Raw genomic sequence first — 19324 nt, forward strand, 5'->3', positions numbered from 1 at the left:
GGTCGCCGCGGGACCGGTCCGCGCGCCACGCGAAGGGCGAAGAGCGACGATGACGCTCATCATGGGCATCGTCAATGTGACGCCCGACTCGTTCAGCGACGGCGGACGATACGCGGATGCCGAAGCCGCCGTCGCCCATGGGCTCCGGCTGCGGGCGGACGGCGCCCACCTCCTCGACGTCGGCGGCGAATCCACGCGACCGGGTGCCGAGCGGGTCGACCCGGTCGTCGAGCAGGCGCGCGTGCTTCCGGTGGTGCGGGCGCTCGCCGAGGCCGGGGCGTTCGTGAGCATCGACACCATGAATGCCTCGACGGCCGTGGCCGCCGTCGAGGCCGGTGCGCGGCTCGTGAACGACGTCTCCGGGGGTCTCGCCGACCCCGGCCTGCTCGCCGCGATCGCGCCGACCGGCGCCGACGTCGCGCTGGGGCACTGGCGCGGCCACTCGACCGACATGTATGCGCGCGCCCAGTACGAGGACGTCGTCGACGAGGTCGTGGTCGAGCTCCGCGCACGCGTGGAGGCCGCGGCATCCGCCGGCATCGCGCCGTCGCGCGTGATCCTCGACCCGGGCATCGGGTTCGGCAAGCAGGGCGCCCAGAACTGGGCGGTGCTCCACGGGCTCGGCCGCCTGGCGGCACTCGGTCCGCGTCTGCTCGTGGGCACGAGCCGCAAGCGGTTCCTGGCCGAGGCGCTCGCCCCCGATCCGGCTGAGGTCGACGAGACCCGGCGCGACCTCGCGACGGCCGTGACCAGCGCGCTCGCCGCCGGAGCCGGCGCGTGGGCGGTGCGCGTGCACGACGTCGCCGCGACCCGCGACGCCCTCACCGTGGCACGCAGCTGGCAGGAAGGGATCCGATGGACGTCCTCGACGAGATCACCCTGACGGGGGTGCGCGCCTTCGGATACCACGGCGTGTTCCCCGAGGAGCGCCGCGAGGGGCAGGAGTTCGTGGTCGATGTGACCCTGCGGCTCTCGACGGCGCGGGCCGCGGCATCCGATGACGTGGCCGACACCGTGCACTACGGCGAGGTGGCCGAGCGCATCGTGGCGGTCGTGGCCGGCGAGCCGCGCAATCTCATCGAGAGCGTCGCCGCCCGGATCGCCGACGACCTGCTGACCTACGACCTGATCGAGTCGCTCGCGGTCACGATCCACAAGCCGCAGGCGCCGATCACCGTCCCGTTCTCCGACGTGGCGGTCACGGTCCACCGGTCGCGCCATGACCGTGCCGGCGAGGCGGTGGCGCTGTGAACCGCCGGCTCGCGCAGGGATTCGAGGGCGACGAGGGCGGAAGCCGCCCCCGCGAGGCCGTCCACGCCGTCGTCGCGCTGGGCGCCAACCTCGGTGATCGCGCCGAGACGATGGCCGCCGCGATCAAGGACCTCGCGCGCGTGCCTCTCGTCGAGGCGGTGCGCGTGTCGGAGCCGATCGAGTCCGTCGCCCTGAAGCCGGAGGGGCCGGATGCCTCGGCCCCCGCCTATTTGAACGCCGTGGCGATCCTCACCACCCGGCTCGCGCCGTCGGTGCTGCTCGGCTACCTCCACACCATCGAGCGGCGGCACGGACGCACGCGGGCGGCGGACCGCTCGGCGCGCGAGCCCGGGTGGGAGGACCGCACGCTCGACCTCGATCTCATCGCCTACGGCGAGCTCGTGAGCGACGATCCGCGCCTCCTGCTGCCGCACCCGCGCGCCGCCGAGCGCGACTTCGTGCTGGGACCGTGGCTGGCGGTAGACCCCGACGCGGTGCTGCCCGGCGCCGGGCGCGTCGACGACCTGCTGCGACAGCTGCGAGGGGATCGATGAAGCGCACCGGTGCGGGCGTCCTCGTGGTCGCCGCGGTGCTCGGCGTCGCGGCCGGCTTCGCCGTCGACCAGCTGCTCACCTCGTCGGGGCGACCCACGTTCACCCCGGCGGTGACGCTCCCGATCCTGCTGGTGGTGCTCGGCGCGGTCGTGATCGGGTTCGCCATCCCCATCCGGCGCGCCACCCACGGGTCGTCGCCGGCGAGGATCAACCCGTTCCGCGCGCTGCGCATCGCGATGCTCGCGAAGGCCTCGAGCATCGTCGGGGCGGCGGTCGGGGGGCTCGGTGCGGGTCTGTGGATCTTCGTCGCGACCCGGCCGGTCGCGCCCTCGCTAGGCTCGTTGGCGACGGTCATCGCGACGACCGTGTGCGGTGCGCTCCTCGTGGCCGCGGGTCTGGTCGCGGAGCACCTGTGCACGATCCGGAAGGACGACGATGACGAACAGCCCGGAGATTCCGGACTCGAGCCGCGCATCCACGACCACTGAGGGCGAGGCGGTGCCGGCCGGCGCAGCGGCGGTGCCGGAGGCAGCCACGTCCGCCCTCCCCGCCGAGCAGCCGGAGAGCTACGCACGTCTCGTCGAGCCCCGGTCGGAGAACCGCCTCGCCCTTGAGAGCGGGGTGTGGCACCAGATCTCGCCGAAGTACGTGACCGTGCAGCTGATCTCGACCGGGTCGTTCCTGCTCGTGGTGATCGCGGCGACCCTGGTGCTGACGCTGCTGATGCACCAGCTCTGGGCGTGGATCCCCGGCGGCATCCTCACCGTGATCCTCGCCTGGACGCTCGCGATCCTGCCCCGCCAGGCGCGCGCGATCGGGTACCAGCTGCGCGATGACGACCTCGTCTTCCGGCGCGGCATCCTCTGGCAGCGCTTCGTGGCCGTGCCGTACGGACGCATGCAGCTCATCGACATCACCCACGGTCCGCTCGACCGCGGATTCGGCATCGCGCAGCTGAAGTTCGTCACGGCCGCCGCGGCGACCGGCGTCGTGATCCCCGGTCTCGCACAGTCGACCGCCGAGACGCTGCGCGACCACCTCGTCCGGGTCGCCGAGAGCCGGCGCACGGGTCTATGAGCCTCCCCGACCCCTCCTCGGCCTCGCCGGTCCCGGAGCCTGCCGCGGGACCGGTGCCGCCGGCATCCGCTGTCCCCGGCGCGCCGCCGCCGCAGCTGGTGCGCTCGCCGCTCAGCGACGGCGAGTGGCACCGTCTGCACCCGCTCACGCCGCTGCTGCGCGGCGGGCTGTTCCTCCTCGTGGTGATCGGCATCATCGTCGCGAACCTGCGCGACCGGCTGTTGTACCTCTTCCTGCCCTGGCTCAACTCCGACGTCGAGGACGAGGTCCGCGCGTGGGAGGTGTCGGGCGGCGACCCCATCGACTTCATCGTCGCGAACAACCTCTACCTGCTCGCGGCCCTCGCGGTGCTCGGGGCGCTCATCGTGCTGGTCGCCGTGTTCTACACGTCATGGCGCTTCCACACCTTCCGCATCACCGAGGACGACGTCGAGGTGAGAAGCGGCATCCTGTTCCGCACGCAGCGCCGGGCGCCGCTCGACCGCGTGCAGGGCGTCAACCTCACCCGCCCGATGATCGCGCGCCTGCTGGGCATGGCGAAGCTCGAGGTCGTCGGCGCCGGCACAGACGCCAACGTCAAGCTCGAGTACCTGTCGACGGCCAACGCCGAGGCCGTCCGCGCCGACATCCTGCGCCTCGCCTCGGGTCGGCGGCTCGCGACGGCGGGCCCCGCGGCACCCGGCGCCGCCCGGCCGGCGGGTCGCGTGGCCACCCTCGGACACACCGTGGGGCGCGAGATCACCGGCATGATCGAGGGGCCCGAGGCCCCCGTCGCCGAGATCGAGTCGGTCGTGAACATCCCCGTCGGCCGGCTCGTGGCCTCGCATATCGTCAGCATGTCGACGCTCGGACTGCTCTTCGCGATCGTCGCGATCGTGGTCGGCGTGAGCCAGGGCGTGACGTGGCTGCTGATCGGCTTCGTTCCCGCGATCATCGGTTTCGGTGCCTACTGGGTGCGCTCGATCGTCCGATCGCTGCGCTACTCGATCGCCCCGACGCCCGACGGCGTCCGCATCACCTTCGGCCTCTTCACGACGATCACCGAGATCGTGCCGCCCGGCCGGGTGCACGCCGTCGAGGTGACCCAGCCGATCCTGTGGCGGCCCGCCGGCTGGTGGACGATCCGCATCAACCGCCTGACCGGCCGCAGCGTGACCGACTCCACCACCGATCAGTTCACCACGGTGCTCCCGGTCGGCACCGCCGCCGACGTCGACCGCGTGCTGCGGCTGCTGCAGCCGTCGCTCCCCGACCACGAGCGCGCGCTCGTGGTGCAGGAAGGCATGTTCGGACCCGGCGAGGGCGACACCTTCACCAACACCCCGAAGCGGGCGTGGTGGATCCGGCCCCTCTCCTTCCGCCGCAACGGCTTCCGCCTGACCGCCGACGTGCTGCTCATGCGCCGGGGCGTCGTGTGGCGCAAGCTCGTGATCCTGCCGCTCGCCCGCCTGCAGAGCTTCGGGCTGTACCAGGGCCCGCTCGACCGGGCGACGCGCGTGACCAACGTTCGCGCGCACGTCGTGACCGGGCCGGTCTCGCCCTTCCTGGCGGCGGTCGACCGCGACCGCGCCCTGCAGCTGTTCGATGACGTCGCCCACGGCTCGGTGCGCGCCGCGCTCGCCGATCGCACGCACCGCTGGGCCCAGGACGAGACGGATGCCGCACCCCCGGCCGTGTCGCCGGCTCCGGTTGCGGGAGCTCCTGCGCCGGTCGTGCCTGCTCCCCTCGCGGGAGCTCCTGCGCCGGTCGTGCCTGCTCCCGCGGCGACGCCGGCCGCTGCCGCGGATGCTGCGGCTTCGGCCGGCGACCTGGCGGCGCAGGCGGCGGCGCCCGAGCAGGGACGGGGACAGGCATGACGCGTGAGGGGCGGCTCGGCGTCGGGATCATCGGCGCCGGGCGGGTGGGTCCGGTCCTCGGCGCCGCCCTGGGCGGTGCGGGCCACGCGCTGGTCGGCATCACGCCGGGATCCGATCCGGAGCGGGTCGAGGCGATGCTCCCGGGCGTGCCGGTGCTCGACGCGACCGAGGTGATCCGGCGCAGCGAGCTCGTGATCGTCGCCGTGCCCCACGATCAGCTCGAAGGGCTGGTAGCGGGCCTCGCCGAGGTGGGGGCCTGGCAGCCGGGCCAGCTCGTGCTGCACACCGACCCCGCCTGGGGCGCCGGCATCCTCTCTCCTGCCGTCGCCAAGGGCGCGATCCCCCTGGCCGTGCATCCGGCGATCGAGTTCAGCGGCACGTCGATGGATCTCCGTGCGCTCACGAGCTCGTACGCGGCCGTGACCGCCCCGGGGCCGGTGCTGCCCATCGCGCAGGCCCTCGCCGTCGAGCTCGGGTGCGAACCCGTCGTGATCGACGAGTCGGCGCGTCCGGCGTACGCCGAGGCGATCGCGACGGCGCGGGACTTCTCCCGGTCGATCGTGCGGCAGGCGACGTCGCTCCTCGCCGAGGCCGGCGTGCCGCATCCGGGTCCGTATCTGTCGTCGCTCGTGCACACGACGATCGACCACGCGCTCACCGAGGCGGGCTCCGGTCCGGCCGCCGAGCCGCCCGCTACGATCCAAGGATGATCAGCACCGTCGACGAGCTGCACGCTCGGCTCGCCGAGGTCCGCTCCGCCTTACCCGCCGCGCGGGTCGCCCTCATCTCCACGATCGGCTCGCTCCACGACGGTCACATCGACCTCGTGCACCGCGCGCGAGAGGTCGCGGACGTGGTCGTCGTGTCGATCTTCGTGAACCCGCTGCGGTTCGCGACGTCGGCCGAGTTCGATCGGTACCCGCGCACTCCGGAAGAGGATGCCGCGCTGCTCGAGTCGCTGGGCGTCGACGTGGTCTTCGCCCCCGGCACCGCGGAGCTCCTTCCCGACGGCTCCGCCACGACGAAGATCAGCGCCGGCGACCTGGGCCTCCGCTACGAGGGTCGCGCCCGCCCGTTCTACTTCGACGGGCTGCTCACCGTCGAGGCGAAGCTCTTCCACCTCGTGCGCCCCGACGTGGCGGTCTACGGCCAGCGCGATCGGCAGCGCGTGTTCCTCGTCCGGCGCATGATTCGCGATCTGTTCTTCGACATCGAGGTGGCGACGATCGAATCGGTGCGTCGGGACGACGGCCTTCCGGTCTCGACGCGGGTCGGGATGCTGGACGAACGCGACCTCGCCGCGGCCGCACTGCTTCCGGCAGCTCTCGACGCGGCGGCAGCCAACGCCGATCGCGGCGTCGACGCGTGCATCGCCGCGGCGCAGTCGTCACTCATGGGTGAGCCGCGCATCCGGCTCGAGTACCTCAGCGTCGTCGACCCGGCGACGTTCCTGCCGGTCGACGAGGGCAGCGGCGGTCCCGCGCTCGCGCTCATCGCCGCGACCGTCGCCGGGCACCGCTTCATCGACAACGCCGAGATCTACCTCGGCTGATCCCTCGCATCGCTTCGGCCGCCCGGTCGCCCGGTCTCCCGCGGGACCGCCTGGCGCAGGTGGCGCCGCATGGCGACGCCCGCCCCGAGCGTCGCCGCCAGGACGATCCCCGAGAAGACCAGGAGCACGGTCACCTCGCCGACGACGCTCAGGGTCACTCCGACGAGGAGCACGGGAGCCACGAGCCCGCCATAGGCGATGAGGAAGAGGAGCGCGAGCGTCTCGCCGCGGCGTTCCGGCGCCGCCAGCGCCCCGGCTGCGGCGATCGCCGAGCGGAACATGATGCCCGCCCCGGCGCCGGCGACGATGCCGCCCGCCAAGAAGAGCGCGAGGCTCGGGATGACGGCCCCCGCGGCGATCGACGGCAGCCCGGCGGCGAAGCACGCCATCGCCACGACGAGCTGCGTCCGCTGGGCCACGCGCACGAGGAGGAGTTGCGCGGCGGCCGCCGCCCCGAACACCGCGAAGACGGTCGCCCCTTCCACGAGGTGGTCCGACACGTGGAAGGTGTCGTGCAGGAACGTCGGCGCGAGCGACGTGAAGAGTGCGAAGAGCGCGAAGGACGCGGCCGCCCCGGTGCCCGCCGCCGCGAACGCCGCCCGGGATGCGGGAGGGAACGCCAGTCGCTGCGGTCGATAGGGCGCGCGCTCCGCGGCCGCGACCGTCTCGGGAACGTGACGGAGCGCCAGGGCTGCGACCACGAAGAGCACCAGGAAGACGACATGCGGCAGCTCGAGGGGGTCGGGGGCGAACTCGGCGAACAGGCCGCCGATGAGGGGCCCGAGCGCGAGGCCGCCGAGGTTGGCGGCTCCGGCGACCGAGGCCGCGACCACCGCCGTCTCGGTGGGCCGCGCTCGCCCGCGCAGCTCGGCGAGATGTGCGGTCGCCGCGGCGCTGAGCGCGCCGACGCTCACCCCGTCGACGAACCGGGCGACGAGTAGGCCCGGTACGGCGTTCCACAGGATGAACACGACGGCGGCGGCCGCGGAGACGAGCACGGCGATCAGCGACATGCGCCGCCGGCCGGCCCAGTCGCTGATGTGGCCGATGAGGAACAGGCTGACGACGACGCCGACGGCGAAGGCGGCGAAGACGAACGTGACGACGGCCACCGGGAAGTCGTCGGCCGCCTGGTACAGCGGGTAGAGCGGTGTCGGCACCGTGGCGTACGCGGTGACGGTGGTGAAGGCGGCCGCGACCACCCAGAAGCCGGCGGCATCCGACATCGTGCGGCGAGCTCGCGACATGGCGTCGTCCGATCGGGGTCGAAGTGAGGCATCCGATGGGCCGATCCGAACCTACTCCGGCGTGCACGCGCGGCCAAGGGGCCGTGCGCTCCCTCCCTCGCACCCGGCGGCCTCGTGATCGGGCGGTCCGGCGCCCGCTCGCTCAGAAAGGCCGGAGGAGCCCGCCGATAGACTTGGGGGTCCGCGTTCTGCGGACGAGACCCCACCGAGGAGCCGAACCCGTGACCGACACGACCTCGCCCGCCGAGACCGCTGAGCCCACCGAGGACGAGATCTTCGAGCAGAAGGCCGTGCGGCTGGCCAAGCGCGAGCGCCTGATGACGGAGCGGACGGATGCCGCGGGCGGCGCGTACCCGGTGAGCCTCCCGATCACCGACACCATCCCTGCGCTGCGCGCGCAGTACGGCGACCTCGAGGCCGGTGCCGAGACCGGTGTCACCGCCGGCGTCGCGGGCCGTGTCGTGTTCAGCCGGAACACCGGCAAGCTGTGCTTCGCGACGCTGCAGGCCGGTGACGGCAGCCGCATCCAGGCGATGGTGTCGCTGGCCGCGGTCGGCGACGAATCGCTGCAGGCCTGGAAAGAGCTCGTCGACCTGGGCGACCACGTCTTCGTAGCGGGCGAGATCATCTCGAGCCGCCGTGGCGAGCTGTCGATCATGGTGTCGGAGTGGCGGATCGCCTCGAAGGCGGTGCTGCCGCTGCCGAACCTCCACACCGAGCTGAGTGAGGAGAGCCGCGTGCGCAGCCGCTTCCTCGACCTCATCGTGCGCGACCGCGCCCGCGAGACCGTCCTCGCACGCGCCAAGGTCAACGCCAGCCTGCGCGAGACGTTCGCCTCGCACGACTTCGTCGAGGTCGAGACGCCGATGCTGCAGGTGCAGCACGGCGGGGCATCGGCGCGTCCGTTCATCACGCGCTCGAACGCCTTCGACGCCGACCTCTACCTGCGCATCGCCCCCGAGCTGTTCCTCAAGCGCGCGGTCGTCGGCGGCATCGACCGGGTGTTCGAGATCAACCGCAACTTCCGCAACGAGGGCGCCGACTCGACCCACAGCCCCGAGTTCGCGATGCTCGAGGCATACCAGGCGTACAGCGACTACAACGGCATCGCCGATCTCACGCAGGAGCTCATCCAGAACGCCGCCGTCGCGGTGTCGGGCTCCACCACGGTCACGTGGGCCGACGGCACGGAGTACGACCTCGGCGGTCAGTGGGACCGGCTGTCGATGTACGAGTCGCTGTCGGAGGCCGCCGGTCGTCGCATCACCCCCGAGACGCCTCTCGACGAGCTGCGCGCACTCGCCGCCGCGGAGGGCGTCGAGGAGCCGCCGCACGTCATCCACGGCAAGCTCGTCGAGGAGCTGTGGGAGCACTTCGTCAAGTCGCAGCTCGTGCGTCCGACCTTCGTCATGGACTTCCCCCTCGACACGAGCCCGCTCGTCCGCGAGCACCGCACGATCCCCGGCGTCGTCGAGAAGTGGGACCTCTACGTGCGCGGCTTCGAGCTGGCCACCGGCTACTCCGAGCTCGTCGATCCGGTGATCCAGCGCGAGCGCTTCGTGGAGCAGGCGAAGCTCGCCGCACGCGGTGATCTGGAGGCGATGCGGATCGACGACGAGTTCCTCCGGGCGCTCGAGCACGGCATGCCGCCCACCGGCGGCATGGGCATGGGCATCGACCGGCTGCTCATGGCGATCACCGGGCTCGGCATCCGCGAGACCATCCTCTTCCCGCTCGTCAAGTAGGCCCACCCGCGCCGCTCGTCAGCGCGCGCCTGCGGACCGGAACGCCCAATCGGGCAGGTGCCCGGCCTGCACGAACGACAGCACGATCTGCGACAGCCCGTGCTCGGAATCGACCTCGCAGGCGCGCTCCGCGTACAGCGCGGCGTGCGTCGACCGCCCGAGCGCCCACGAAAGCCATGCGCACATCGCGAGCGGCCCCGGCTGCGAGTCGCGCGGGGCGACCGCGGCTGCGCGCCGCGCGAGATCGAGCGCCGTCTCCATCCGGGTCACCGAGGGGCGTTCGCCGTCGCCCCACATGCGCATCGCCAGGTGCGCCGGGTACTCCTCGCCCTCCTCCCAGCGCAGCTGGGCGTCGAGGGCCTCATCGCCCTGCCCCGCGTCGCCGCTCCACTGCACCAGCGCCACGTCGCGCAGGGACGGTCGTGAGAGGCACCAGACGAGAGCCGCGGCGGCGTAGGGGTCGGGCAGCGCGGGATCTCCGGTGAGCAGGTCCTCATAGAAGCGGGGGAGGTCGTCGAGGCGGCACACGGCGACCAGGGCGCGCGGATCGAGCCGCTCCGACGCGGAATCGGATGCCTCGTCCTCCTCTGGGCCGGGCAGCGCGGCCGGCACCGGTCCGAGGTCGGAGGCTCCTGCTCGTGGCGCCGGCTCCGCCCCGACCGTCGTGGGCCCGGACGACGACTGTCCGCGCACCGCGCACGCGGCCCGGGCGGAGCTCCCGGTGCGGGTGGCGGTCCCGCCGCCCGCGGCCTCCGGCCCGCACAGCACCCCGACCGCACGGTCGAGGGCGTCCAACGCCCGCGCCACCCGCTCCCGCTCGTCCGCACCGCAGTGCGGCAGATCGGCGCCCGTCGCCTGGTCGCCGTCGGGCTCCGGCACGTCCGGGGGCATCGCGGTGTCCGTTTCGAGCTCTGCCAGCGGCCGGCCCTCGGGTGGACAGTCCGGATCGAGCGCGGAGCCCCACGCGTCAGATCCGACGGTGAGCAGATCCGTGACGCGCAGGCCGCACGCGTGGGCCCGGCGGTCGAGCGCCTCCAGCAGCGCGCGATGCGGCATCCGTCCCTCGTCGTGAAAGGCGGCATCGGCGTAGGCGACCGCCGCCACCGCGTCGGCAGCGGGAAGGCGGCACACCATGCCGACGACCGTTGCCGCGATGGGATCGACCACGTCGGGATCGTCGTCGGGGAGGTCGAACCGCATGACGCCCAGGCTGCGGTTGCCGTCGAACGGGACCACCACGAGACTGCGGCGGGGCCGGTAGCCGAGCATGCGGGGGAGGAACGAGAGGAACTGCGCGGCGTCCGCGGCTTTCACGACGGTGGGATTCATGACGACGACTCTCGTGCGCCGGCGACGCCCGTAGGAGAAGACGCCGGGCATACCGCAAACTCGTCATTTCGGGCGCCCGAACCCCGGCTTGGGGAGGAGCCGGCGTTCGGCTCGGGCTCCGCACACCCTGGGGAGGAGCACGCCGCCCGGCACGGCGTATCCTGGAGGCATGGATTACTGGGTCGCGGCGTTCTGGACGATCCTGCCGACCCTCGTGGTCTCGGCGATCTTCTTCTTCGTGCTGCGCAGTGTGATCCGCGCCGACCGCAACGAGCGTCGCGAGTACGCCCGCATCGATGCCGAGGAGCGCGCCAAGCGCGGCCTCCCGCCCGCAGCGAGCAGCCCCGCCTCCGCCGACCGCTGACCCACCGCGGCACCTGGGCGTCGGCGCCGAGAACCCGCCGCGAGGGGCGCGCCAAGCGCCGCCTCGTCCCGCAGATACCGGCCAGCGTCGGCCGCCCCCGATACGCTGGGCTCACCGTGCGACCTGCGCGGTCCCCCGCCGCGCATGTCGAGAGGCCCTCGCTCGATGATCACCGTCACGTTCGATGCGACGTGGTGGGTCGTGCTCGTCTTCATCGTCGACCTGGTCATCCGCATCACCGCGATCATCGTCGTGCCACGCAACCGCCGGCCCACCGCCGCGATGGCCTGGCTGCTGGCGATCTACTTCATCCCGATCATCGGCGTCTTCCTCTTCCTGCTGATCGGCAATCCGCGCCTGCCGCGCAAGCGCCGTCGCAAGCAGGAGCGCATCAACGACTACATCCACGACACCAGCGCGTCGCTCGACTTCGGCACGCTGCGACCTCATGCGCCGGGCTGGTTCACCTCGCTGGTCACCATGAACCGCACCCTCGGGGCGATGCCTCTCGCCGGCGACAACGCGGCGCACCTCATCCCCGGCTACCAGGACAGCCTCGACGCGATGGCCGACGAGATCCGCAAGGCCGAGCGCTACGTGCACGTCGAGTTCTACATCTTCCAGTCGGATGCCGCGACCGACAACTTCTTCCGCGCGCTCGAAGAGGTCGCGGCCCGGGGCGTGCCCGTGCGTGTGCTGCTGGACCACTGGGCGAACCGGGGCAAGCCGTTCTACCGCAAGACGCTCAAGCGCCTCGATGCGATGGGCGCCCAGTGGCACCTGATGCTGCCGGTGCAGCCCTTCCGCGGCAAGTACCAGCGGCCCGACCTGCGCAACCACCGCAAGCTCCTCGTGATCGACGGCCGCGTCGCCTTCACGGGCTCGCAGAACATCACCGACTCGACCTACAACCTCCGCAAGAACATCCGCCGCGGCCTCCACTGGGTCGACCTGATGGCGCGCATCGAAGGCCCGGTCGTGGCATCCGTCAATGCGGTCTTCCTCAGCGACTGGTACAGCGAGACCGACGAGGTGCTCACCGACGACATCGACCTGTTCGACGTGGTGAGCGGACCGGGCGACCTGGACTGCCAGATCGTGCCGTCCGGCCCCGGCTTCGAGTTCGAGAACAACCTCAAGCTCTTCGCCGCCCTGCTCTACGCGTCGCAGCGCAAGATCGTCGTGGTCAGCCCGTATTTCGTGCCGGATGAGGCGCTGCTGCTCGCGATCACCACGGCCTGCCAGCGCGGCATCCACGTCGAGCTGTTCGTGTCGGAGGAGGGCGACCAGGCCCTCGTCTACCACGCGCAGCGCAGCTACTACGAGGCACTGCTGCGCGCGGGCGTGAGGATCTGGATGTACAAGAAGCCGTACATCCTGCACACCAAGAGCCTCACCATCGACGATGAGGTCGCGATCGTCGGCTCGAGCAACATGGACATGCGATCTTTCGGTCTCAACATGGAGATCTCCATGCTCGTGCGCGGTGAGGAGTTCGTCCGCGAGATGCGCGCCGTCGAGGATGAGTACCGGTCGCTCTCGCGCGAGCTCACGCTCGAGGAATGGGAGAAGCAGCCGCTGCGGTCCACCGTGCTCGACAACCTCGCCCGGCTGACGTCCGCGCTGCAGTAGGCGTTCTCACGGCGGATCGTGATGATCACGTGATCGGGGTGATGAGCTTTTCGCCTGATCTGCGACACCATGGGGTGACGGATGCCGCGGCCCACGCCTGCTCGCCCAGCAGAGGAGCCGAGGCGCTGAATCCGCGGATCTCCAGGAGGCTCGTCATGACCGTCCGCACTCGCTCCCTCGTCGCCGGGTTCGGCTTGGCCCTGCTCGCCGCCGGCGTGCTGACCGCCTGCGCGACCCCTGCCGGATCCGGCTCGACTCCGGCCCCCTCGTCCAGCTCGAGCACCGGCGGAGACGACAGCGAGATCTCGGCGGCCTGGCTCGACAACGGCAGCACCATCGGCCTCGTCACCCTCGGCTCGTCGACCTGCGTGCCGGTGGCGGGTGACGTCTCGTACGACAAGGGCGTGCTGACAGTCGAGCTGGTCGAGCCCGACGAGGACGCCGCCTGCACGAAGGACTTCGTGCCCCGCGTCACGCTCGTGGGGGTGCCCGAAGGCGTCGACCCGGCCGACGAGCTGGAGATCACGGTCAGCGGTGCCGGCGTGACGGGTGACACCGACCTCGACGGCGTCGCCGATCTGCCCGCCACCGAGGAGTACGCGCCGAGTGCCGGCTGGACCGGCGAGGACGGCCAGCTGGTGATCCTCACGTGGGGCTCGTCGGGCTGCCCGCCCGTGGTCGAGAACGTGGAGGCGACCGGCGCCTCCGAGGTCACCGTCACCTTCGCGACGCCGCCGGCCAACCAGGTCTGCACGATGGACATGGCGCCCCGCGGCACGGTCGCGGTCGTCGAGGGCCTCGAAGAGGACTCCGGTGCCGTGGCGATCCTCACCGGCGCCGAGTTCGCCGACGTCAAGGTCCCGATCGCCGGCACCGACTGACCTCCAGGCGTTTCGTCTCGCTCCGCTCGCTCAACGACCGGGTCCTGGTCTCCGGTGGTTGAGCGAGCGAGCGCGCGCCGGCGACCGGAGACGAGCGCGTCGCGTTCGCAGTGCACGGAGGCCGAACGTCAGCGTCAGGCGTCGGCGCGGACCAGGAGGTCGCCGATCTCGCAGTCGAGCGCGCGGCAGATCGCCGAGAGCGTCGAATAGCGGATCGCGCGGGCGCGGTCGTTCTTGAGGATCGACAGGTTCACGACCGACACTCCCACCAGCTCCGAGAGCCGAGTCAGCGTCATGCCGCGCTCGTCGAGCAGCTCGTCGAGGCGGCAGTGGACACCGGACGGTCCCTCGTCGTCGGCGGGGCTCACACCAGGCCCCGCACGTCGCGCTGCAGGCGCTCGCCGTAGGCGAAGGCCCCCGCGAGCACCCCTGCCACGAGCGAGGCGACCCAGGCCGGCGCGTACGCGACGAGGTCGAGCAGATGCAGTGGCTCGTATGCCAGGCCGAGTGCCTCCATCGCGCTGCGGCGTGCCATCGCGTCGCTCAGCATCACGAGCAGAGCCGTGCCGAGGATGGTCGCACCCACGATCGTGAATGCCCGCGTGACGCGGCGCGAGAAGAATCGTCCCGCGCGGAACTCGAGCGCGAGACGCACGATGGCGGTGACGGCCACGACGGTTCCGAGCAGCACGATCACGGCGGATGCGACCAGGAACGCCTTGCCGGCCGCGTCGAGATCGGGCACGCGGACGGTCGCCTCGGTCAGCGTCTGCGTCGCCGGGGCCGACTGACCCTCCAGCGTCAGCGCGACCGGGTCGTCGCTGACCGGCAACGTGAAGGGCACCCCGGTGGGGTCGAACACGCCCACGATGCGCACGACAGCCCAGAGCGCGACGGCGGCCGCGGCGGCCACCGCGAAGAAGACGAGGTCCAGGGTTCCGGTCGGGCGCGGGGGTGCGGCATCCGTCGTCATCACACCAGTCCTTCCGTGTCGCGCTGCAGACCCTCCATGCGCCGCAGCAGATAGGCGAGAGCGATCACGGCCAGGCCGACGATCGGGATCGTCAGGCCCCATGAGGTCACCCCGAATCCGGGAAGGAGGATGCCGCCCACGGCGTCGTCGAGGTCGAAGGCCGCCTGCATCGACGCCAGCCCTGAAAGCGCCGTGGCCAGGAGCGGCCCGAGCACCAGCGCCAACCCCGCGACGAGGCTGAAGCGGTACAGCGCCGGCCGGAACGGACGGCCGGACGCCGTCGCGACCAGCAGCCATGCCAGCGCGACGCCGACCGCGAGGGCCGTGACGCCGAGAAGGACCGCAGCCACGGCGAACAGAGCCCGCGTGCCCGGCGCGAGCGCATCGGTCGTGAGCCGCACGGAGTCGATCGACGCGGACGTCACGCCGGCGCCGGGTACGACCTCGAGGCTCTCCTCCGCCAGCAGCGACAGCGTGACCGAGTCCGCCCACGCGCACGTCGCGGCGATCGTCGCCTGCCCCGCCGCCAGCGCGAGCGCCATCGCCCCTGCGAGTCCGGCGATCACGCGCATCGTGACGCGATCGGCGCGTCCGGGGAGTGCCCCCACCGCGGTGTCGGTCATGTCGAGACCTCCATGACATATCGATAAACGTTGTTATCGACAAACGTTATTGTAGGCGGATGCCTCGACGCAAGGCATCCGTCATTCCTGTATGTCGGAAGCGGCGCGCTATGCCCATGGCGAACACGGCCATCCGCTCCTCGACCGCTGGCTACCCTCGTTGTAAGGCGCCACGAGTGCATCACCGCACCCCGGCGCCCCGGAGGAGTGAACGATGTTCGAGAGATTCACCGACCGTGCCCGTCGTGTGGTCGTCCTCGCCCAGGAAGAGGCGAAGATGCTCAACCACAACTACATCGGCACCGAGCACATCCTGCTCGGTCTCATCCACGAGGGCGAGGGCGTCGCCGCCAAGGCCCTCGAGAGCCTCGGCATCTCGCTCGATGCCGTGCGCGAGCAGGTGCAGGACATCATCGGCCAGGGTCAGCAGCAGCCGACCGGGCACATCCCCTTCACACCGCGCGCCAAGAAGGTCCTCGAGCTCTCACTGCGCGAGGCGCTGCAGCTCGGTCACAACTACATCGGCACGGAGCACATCCTCCTCGGCCTGATCCGCGAGGGCGAGGGCGTCGCCGCCCAGGTGCTCGTGAAGCTCGGCGCCGACCTCAACAAGGTGCGCCAGCAGGTCATCCAGCTGCTGTCGGGCTACCAGGGCAAGGAGCCCGCCGGCGTCGCGAGCGGCGCGGGCGAGCAGACCCAGGGCTCGACCCAGGGCGGCTCGCAGGTGCTCGACCAGTTCGGCCGCAACCTCACGCAGGCCGCGCGCGACAACAAGCTCGACCCCGTCATCGGGCGCGAGAAGGAGATCGAGCGCGTGATGCAGATCCTCTCGCGTCGCTCGAAGAACAACCCCGTCCTCATCGGCGAGCCCGGTGTCGGAAAGACGGCGGTCGTCGAGGGCCTCGCGCAGGCCATCGTCAAGGGCGACGTGCCCGAGACGCTCAAGGACAAGCAGCTCTACTCGCTCGACCTCGGCTCGCTCATCGCCGGTTCCCGCTACCGCGGCGACTTCGAGGAGCGCCTGAAGAAGGTCACGAAGGAGATCCGCACGCGCGGCGACATCATCGTCTTCATCGATGAGATCCACACGCTCGTGGGTGCCGGTGCCGCCGAGGGTGCGATCGACGCGGCGTCGATCCTGAAGCCCCTCCTCGCCCGCGGCGAGCTGCAGACGATCGGTGCGACGACGCTCGACGAGTACCGCAAGCACTTCGAGAAGGATGCCGCGCTCGAGCGCCGCTTCCAGCCGATCCAGGTCGCCGAGCCGAGCCTGCCCCACGCGATCAACATCCTGAAGGGGCTGCGCGACCGCTACGAGGCGCACCACAAGGTGCAGATCACCGACGGCGCGATCGTCGCGGCGGCGAACCTCGCCGACCGGTACATCTCCGACCGGTTCCTCCCCGACAAGGCGATCGACCTGATCGACGAGGCCGGCGCCCGCCTGCGCCTGTCGATCCTGTCGAGCCCGCCCGAGCTGCGCGAGTTCGACGACAAGATCGCCAAGGTCCGTGAGGACAAGGAGCGCGCCTCCGAGGACCAGGACTTCGAGAAGGCCGCATCGCTGCGCGACGAGGAGAAGTCCCTCCTCGCCGAGCGCCTGCGCCTCGAGAAGCAGTGGCGTTCGGGCGACGTCGCCTCGCACGCGGTGGTCGACGAGGGCCTGATCGCCGAGGTGCTCGCCCAGGCCACCGGCATCCCGGTCTTCAAGCTGACCGAGGAGGAGTCGAGCCGGCTCGTCTTCATGGAGAAGGCGCTGCACCAGCGCGTCATCGGCCAGGAGGAGGCGATCGCCGCCCTCTCGAAGACGATCCGCCGTCAGCGTGCGGGCCTCAAGGACCCCAAGCGCCCGTCGGGCTCGTTCATCTTCGCCGGGCCCACGGGCGTCGGAAAGACCGAGCTCGCCAAGGCGCTCGCCGAGTTCCTCTTCGACGACGAGGCCGCGCTGATCTCGCTCGACATGTCGGAGTTCGGTGAGAAGCACACCGTCTCGCGCCTGTTCGGTGCCCCTCCCGGGTTCGTCGGGTTCGAAGAGGGCGGCCAGCTCACCGAGAAGGTGCGTCGCAAGCCGTTCTCGGTCGTGCTCTTCGACGAGATCGAGAAGGCCCACCCCGACATCTTCAACTCGCTGCTGCAGATCCTCGAAGAGGGTCGCCTGACCGACGGTCAGGGTCGCGTCATCGACTTCAAGAACACGGTGATCATCATGACGACGAACCTCGGTTCGTCGGCGATCGCCGGCGGTCCCGTGGGCTTCCAGGTCGAGGGCAACAGCGGCACGACCTACGAGCGCATGAAGGGCAAGGTCAACGAGGAGCTGAAGCGCAACTTCAAGCCCGAGTTCCTGAACCGCGTCGACGACATCATCGTCTTCCCGCAGCTCGACAAGGACGAGCTGCGCCAGATCGTGGGCCTGTTCACCAAGCGCCTCGGCGAGCGTCTCCTCGACCGCGACATGACGGTGGAGCTGACGGATGCCGCGAAGGACAAGCTCATCGAGATCGGCTTCGACCCCGCGCTCGGCGCCCGGCCGCTGCGCCGCGCCATGCAGCGCGAGATCGAGGACCGTCTGTCGGAGAAGATCCTCCACGGCGAGCTCGACGCCGGCGACCACGTGAAGGTCGACGCCCAGAACGGCGAGTTCGTCTTCGAGCACGGCCCGCGCGGCGAGAAGGTCGCGGTCGGCGTGGTGCACAACGGCGAGATCACCGCGACGCCCGACCTCGCGGCGAACGCGTAACTCCCGTATCGACGAAGACCGGATGCTGCGGCATCCGGTCTTCTTCGTTTCTGCGGCGTCCCTTCCCCGGGCTTTCGAATCGCGCACTTTGCAGTTCGGCGAGCCTGGAAACTGCAAAGTGCGCGATTCGAAAGCCCGGGGCTGGACGGGCTCTACGCTGGAGGGATGAGCGAGTACACGGTGCGGCCGGCGCGCACGCGCGATGTGCGGCGCATCCAGGCGCTGCTCGAGCCGTTCGTGCAGCGGCGCATCCTGCTCGGCAAGGACCTCGTCGTGCTGTACGAGGCGACGCAGCAGTTCCTCGTGGCCGAGGACGCCGACGGCGAGCTCATCGGCTGCGGCGCCCTCCACGTCATGTGGGAGGACCTCGGCGAGATCCGCACCCTCATCGTGGCCGACGGCTGGCTGCATCACGGCGTGGGCCGCGCGATCGTCGAGCGGCTCGAGGCGAACGCCCGCACCCTCGGCCTGTCGCGCCTGTTCTGCCTCACGTTCGAGGTCGACTTCTTCACGCGCCGAGGGTTCGAGCCGATCGGTGAGCAGGTCGTCGATCCCGACGTGTACTCGCAGCTGATCCGGTCGCCCGACGAGGGCGTCGCGGAGTTCCTCGACCTCGCGCACGTGAAGCCCAACACGCTGGGCAACACGCGCATGATCAAGCGCCTCTGATCCGGGGCCGGGTGGCGGCATCCGGCGCGCGCCGACCGGCTAACGGCGGCTCCGCGGTTAGCCTGTCAGCATGACCGGCACCACTCCGCGACGTCGCCACTCTCCGGCGGTGTACCGCCGCCGGAGGATCGTGCTGCTCATCGCGGTGCTCGCGATCGCCGGCATCGTCTGGCTGCTGATCGCCCAGCCGTGGGCGGGTGCGGCGACCGAGTCGACCGACAAGTCCGACGAGTCGCGCTCGCAGAACACCGCGGAGTCGCTGCCGGTGCCGTCGGCGCCGGTCAGCCCCGACCCGTCCAGCACCGGCGCGGTCGAGGGTGCGGTGGTCGAGGGCACGCCCACTCCGGGTGCGACGCCGACGGCGCAGCCGTGCGTCGCGAGCGAGCTCACGGTCGAGCCGGTCACTTCGGCCGACACCTACGCGAGCGAGGAGAGCCCGCAGTTCTCCATCACGCTCACCAACAACGGCCCCGACTGCACCCTCAACGTCGGCACGAGCGCGCAGTCGTTCACCGTGATGAGCGGCGACGACGTGTGGTGGCGCTCGACCGACTGCCAGAGCGAGCCGAGCGACATGATCGTGCTGATCGGCGCGGGTCAGACGGTCTCGAGCGCGACACCGCTCACGTGGGATCGCACCCGGTCCGCCGTGGGCACGTGCGCCGACGGCTCCCGTCCACGTGCCCCGGGCGGCGGGGCGTCGTACCACCTCTCGGTCGAGATCGGCGGCATCTCATCGACCGAGCCGCGGCAGTTCCTGCTGTACTGACGCCCACCGCGTGACAGAAAGGTGGAGCGGGGCGGCCCCCACGACCGCCCCGCTCCCTTTCC

Annotated in this window: 21 protein-coding genes; 15 read left to right on the forward strand and 6 right to left on the reverse strand. The window is 71.2% G+C overall.

All coding sequences use genetic code 11. The annotated features are described in order from the left end of the window. The first annotated feature begins 49 nt into the window (after positions 1–49). From folP to panC, 8 genes are read left to right on the forward strand one after another with little or no spacing between them, the layout of a single operon-like run. Complete coding sequence (folP, locus tag R8Z57_RS12715; protein WP_318354157.1) at positions 50–883, forward strand: dihydropteroate synthase; 834 nt, start codon at positions 50–52, stop codon at positions 881–883. After that, the gene (folB, locus tag R8Z57_RS12720) at positions 856–1251 is read left to right on the forward strand and encodes a dihydroneopterin aldolase (protein WP_318354158.1); all 396 of its coding nucleotides are present in this window, start codon (positions 856–858) and stop codon (positions 1249–1251) included. The genes folP and folB overlap by 28 nt, the downstream gene beginning before the upstream one ends. Continuing rightward, complete coding sequence (folK, locus tag R8Z57_RS12725) at positions 1248–1805, forward strand: 2-amino-4-hydroxy-6-hydroxymethyldihydropteridine diphosphokinase (RefSeq protein ID WP_318354159.1); 558 nt, start codon at positions 1248–1250, stop codon at positions 1803–1805. The genes folB and folK overlap by 4 nt, the downstream gene beginning before the upstream one ends. After that, positions 1802–2293, forward strand: a complete 492-nt coding sequence (locus tag R8Z57_RS12730; protein WP_318354160.1) for a DUF3180 domain-containing protein — start codon at positions 1802–1804, stop codon at positions 2291–2293. The genes folK and R8Z57_RS12730 overlap by 4 nt, the downstream gene beginning before the upstream one ends. Continuing rightward, positions 2241–2882, forward strand: a complete 642-nt coding sequence (locus R8Z57_RS12735) for a PH domain-containing protein (RefSeq protein WP_318354161.1) — start codon at positions 2241–2243, stop codon at positions 2880–2882. Before R8Z57_RS12730 ends, R8Z57_RS12735 begins: the two co-directional genes overlap by 53 nt. Beyond that, on the forward strand, positions 2879–4738 hold the full coding sequence (locus tag R8Z57_RS12740; RefSeq protein WP_318354162.1) for a PH domain-containing protein: 1860 nt from the start codon (positions 2879–2881) through the stop codon (positions 4736–4738). Before R8Z57_RS12735 ends, R8Z57_RS12740 begins: the two co-directional genes overlap by 4 nt. Continuing rightward, the gene (locus R8Z57_RS12745; protein ID WP_318354163.1) at positions 4735–5448 is read left to right on the forward strand and encodes a Rossmann-like and DUF2520 domain-containing protein; all 714 of its coding nucleotides are present in this window, start codon (positions 4735–4737) and stop codon (positions 5446–5448) included. The genes R8Z57_RS12740 and R8Z57_RS12745 overlap by 4 nt, the downstream gene beginning before the upstream one ends. Further along, positions 5445–6290, forward strand: a complete 846-nt coding sequence (gene panC / locus R8Z57_RS12750; RefSeq protein WP_318354164.1) for a pantoate--beta-alanine ligase — start codon at positions 5445–5447, stop codon at positions 6288–6290. The genes R8Z57_RS12745 and panC overlap by 4 nt, the downstream gene beginning before the upstream one ends. On the opposite strand, the gene R8Z57_RS12755 is transcribed toward panC, so the two are convergent. After that, positions 6278–7537 (reverse strand): MFS transporter, encoded by a 1260-nt coding sequence (locus tag R8Z57_RS12755; RefSeq protein ID WP_318354165.1) that lies wholly within the window; start codon positions 7535–7537, stop codon positions 6278–6280. The two genes, panC and R8Z57_RS12755, sit on opposite strands and share 13 nt — an antisense overlap. 221 nt (positions 7538–7758) lie before the next feature. On the opposite strand from R8Z57_RS12755, the gene lysS reads away from it, so the two are divergent. After that, a complete protein-coding gene (lysS, locus tag R8Z57_RS12760; RefSeq protein ID WP_318354166.1) occupies positions 7759–9282 on the forward strand; it encodes a lysine--tRNA ligase in 1524 nt (507 codons plus the stop codon). A gap of 18 nt (positions 9283–9300) precedes the next feature. Here lysS and R8Z57_RS12765 read toward each other — a convergent pair whose 3' ends face one another. Continuing rightward, positions 9301–10611, reverse strand: coding sequence for a DUF4192 family protein (locus R8Z57_RS12765; RefSeq protein ID WP_318354167.1), 1311 nt, complete (start codon positions 10609–10611; stop codon positions 9301–9303). Positions 10612–10780: 169 nt separating this feature from the next. Here R8Z57_RS12765 and R8Z57_RS12770 point away from each other — a divergent pair, with 169 nt between their 5' ends. Beyond that, on the forward strand, positions 10781–10975 hold the full coding sequence (locus tag R8Z57_RS12770) for a hypothetical protein (protein ID WP_318354168.1): 195 nt from the start codon (positions 10781–10783) through the stop codon (positions 10973–10975). 165 nt (positions 10976–11140) lie between these two features. Next, positions 11141–12607, forward strand: coding sequence for a cardiolipin synthase (gene cls / locus R8Z57_RS12775; RefSeq protein ID WP_318354169.1), 1467 nt, complete (start codon positions 11141–11143; stop codon positions 12605–12607). Positions 12608–12632: 25 nt separating this feature from the next. Here the strand turns inward: cls and R8Z57_RS12780 are convergent, their stop codons facing one another. Next, positions 12633–12764 (reverse strand): hypothetical protein, encoded by a 132-nt coding sequence (locus R8Z57_RS12780; RefSeq protein WP_318354170.1) that lies wholly within the window; start codon positions 12762–12764, stop codon positions 12633–12635. Here R8Z57_RS12780 and R8Z57_RS12785 point away from each other — a divergent pair. Beyond that, positions 12763–13488: a hypothetical protein gene (locus R8Z57_RS12785; RefSeq protein WP_318354171.1), complete on the forward strand. Its 726-nt coding sequence runs from the start codon at positions 12763–12765 to the stop codon at positions 13486–13488. The two genes, R8Z57_RS12780 and R8Z57_RS12785, sit on opposite strands and share 2 nt — an antisense overlap. 134 nt (positions 13489–13622) lie before the next feature. Here the strand turns inward: R8Z57_RS12785 and R8Z57_RS12790 are convergent, their stop codons facing one another. From R8Z57_RS12790 to R8Z57_RS12800, 3 genes are read right to left on the reverse strand one after another with little or no spacing between them, the layout of a single operon-like run. Beyond that, positions 13623–13856 (reverse strand): helix-turn-helix domain-containing protein, encoded by a 234-nt coding sequence (locus R8Z57_RS12790; protein ID WP_318354172.1) that lies wholly within the window; start codon positions 13854–13856, stop codon positions 13623–13625. Beyond that, on the reverse strand, positions 13853–14461 hold the full coding sequence (locus R8Z57_RS12795; RefSeq protein ID WP_318354173.1) for a hypothetical protein: 609 nt from the start codon (positions 14459–14461) through the stop codon (positions 13853–13855). The genes R8Z57_RS12790 and R8Z57_RS12795 overlap by 4 nt, the downstream gene beginning before the upstream one ends. Beyond that, positions 14461–15084 (reverse strand): hypothetical protein, encoded by a 624-nt coding sequence (locus tag R8Z57_RS12800; protein ID WP_318354174.1) that lies wholly within the window; start codon positions 15082–15084, stop codon positions 14461–14463. Before R8Z57_RS12800 ends, R8Z57_RS12795 begins: the two co-directional genes overlap by 1 nt. A gap of 214 nt (positions 15085–15298) precedes the next feature. On the opposite strand from R8Z57_RS12800, the gene R8Z57_RS12805 reads away from it, so the two are divergent. The 3 genes from R8Z57_RS12805 (at position 15299) to R8Z57_RS12815 (ending at position 19262) form a co-directional block, all read left to right on the forward strand. Continuing rightward, positions 15299–17824 carry an ATP-dependent Clp protease ATP-binding subunit gene (locus R8Z57_RS12805; protein ID WP_318354175.1) on the forward strand — a complete coding sequence of 842 codons (2526 nt, stop codon included), beginning with the start codon at positions 15299–15301 and terminating at the stop codon, positions 17822–17824. A gap of 165 nt (positions 17825–17989) precedes the next feature. After that, the gene (locus R8Z57_RS12810) at positions 17990–18493 is read left to right on the forward strand and encodes an amino-acid N-acetyltransferase (protein WP_318354176.1); all 504 of its coding nucleotides are present in this window, start codon (positions 17990–17992) and stop codon (positions 18491–18493) included. Positions 18494–18563: 70 nt separating this feature from the next. Then, complete coding sequence (locus R8Z57_RS12815) at positions 18564–19262, forward strand: hypothetical protein (protein ID WP_318354177.1); 699 nt, start codon at positions 18564–18566, stop codon at positions 19260–19262. The last annotated feature ends 62 nt before the right edge of the window (positions 19263–19324 follow it).

This window comes from Microbacterium sp. M3, from assembly GCF_033548675.1.
Lineage (GTDB): Bacteria > Actinomycetota > Actinomycetes > Actinomycetales > Microbacteriaceae > Microbacterium > Microbacterium arthrosphaerae.

What these genes read in the sequence shown, in the direction of transcription:
- R8Z57_RS12755 (WP_318354165.1), bottom strand. Translation starts at nt 7,537, where the DNA reads ATGTCGCGAGCTCGCCGCACGATGTCGGATGCCGCCGGCTTCTGGGTG.
- folP (WP_318354157.1), top strand. Translation starts at nt 50, where the DNA reads ATGACGCTCATCATGGGCATCGTCAATGTGACGCCCGACTCGTTCAGC.
- R8Z57_RS12770 (WP_318354168.1), top strand. Translation starts at nt 10,781, where the DNA reads ATGGATTACTGGGTCGCGGCGTTCTGGACGATCCTGCCGACCCTCGTG.
- R8Z57_RS12765 (WP_318354167.1), bottom strand. Translation starts at nt 10,611, where the DNA reads ATGAATCCCACCGTCGTGAAAGCCGCGGACGCCGCGCAGTTCCTCTCG.
- R8Z57_RS12800 (WP_318354174.1), bottom strand. Translation starts at nt 15,084, where the DNA reads ATGACCGACACCGCGGTGGGGGCACTCCCCGGACGCGCCGATCGCGTC.
- folB (WP_318354158.1), top strand. Translation starts at nt 856, where the DNA reads ATGGACGTCCTCGACGAGATCACCCTGACGGGGGTGCGCGCCTTCGGA.
- R8Z57_RS12815 (WP_318354177.1), top strand. Translation starts at nt 18,564, where the DNA reads ATGACCGGCACCACTCCGCGACGTCGCCACTCTCCGGCGGTGTACCGC.
- R8Z57_RS12745 (WP_318354163.1), top strand. Translation starts at nt 4,735, where the DNA reads ATGACGCGTGAGGGGCGGCTCGGCGTCGGGATCATCGGCGCCGGGCGG.
- cls (WP_318354169.1), top strand. Translation starts at nt 11,141, where the DNA reads ATGATCACCGTCACGTTCGATGCGACGTGGTGGGTCGTGCTCGTCTTC.
- R8Z57_RS12740 (WP_318354162.1), top strand. Translation starts at nt 2,879, where the DNA reads ATGAGCCTCCCCGACCCCTCCTCGGCCTCGCCGGTCCCGGAGCCTGCC.
- R8Z57_RS12805 (WP_318354175.1), top strand. Translation starts at nt 15,299, where the DNA reads ATGTTCGAGAGATTCACCGACCGTGCCCGTCGTGTGGTCGTCCTCGCC.
- R8Z57_RS12730 (WP_318354160.1), top strand. Translation starts at nt 1,802, where the DNA reads ATGAAGCGCACCGGTGCGGGCGTCCTCGTGGTCGCCGCGGTGCTCGGC.
- R8Z57_RS12780 (WP_318354170.1), bottom strand. Translation starts at nt 12,764, where the DNA reads ATGACGAGCCTCCTGGAGATCCGCGGATTCAGCGCCTCGGCTCCTCTG.
- panC (WP_318354164.1), top strand. Translation starts at nt 5,445, where the DNA reads ATGATCAGCACCGTCGACGAGCTGCACGCTCGGCTCGCCGAGGTCCGC.
- R8Z57_RS12810 (WP_318354176.1), top strand. Translation starts at nt 17,990, where the DNA reads ATGAGCGAGTACACGGTGCGGCCGGCGCGCACGCGCGATGTGCGGCGC.
- R8Z57_RS12785 (WP_318354171.1), top strand. Translation starts at nt 12,763, where the DNA reads ATGACCGTCCGCACTCGCTCCCTCGTCGCCGGGTTCGGCTTGGCCCTG.
- R8Z57_RS12795 (WP_318354173.1), bottom strand. Translation starts at nt 14,461, where the DNA reads ATGACGACGGATGCCGCACCCCCGCGCCCGACCGGAACCCTGGACCTC.
- R8Z57_RS12735 (WP_318354161.1), top strand. Translation starts at nt 2,241, where the DNA reads ATGACGAACAGCCCGGAGATTCCGGACTCGAGCCGCGCATCCACGACC.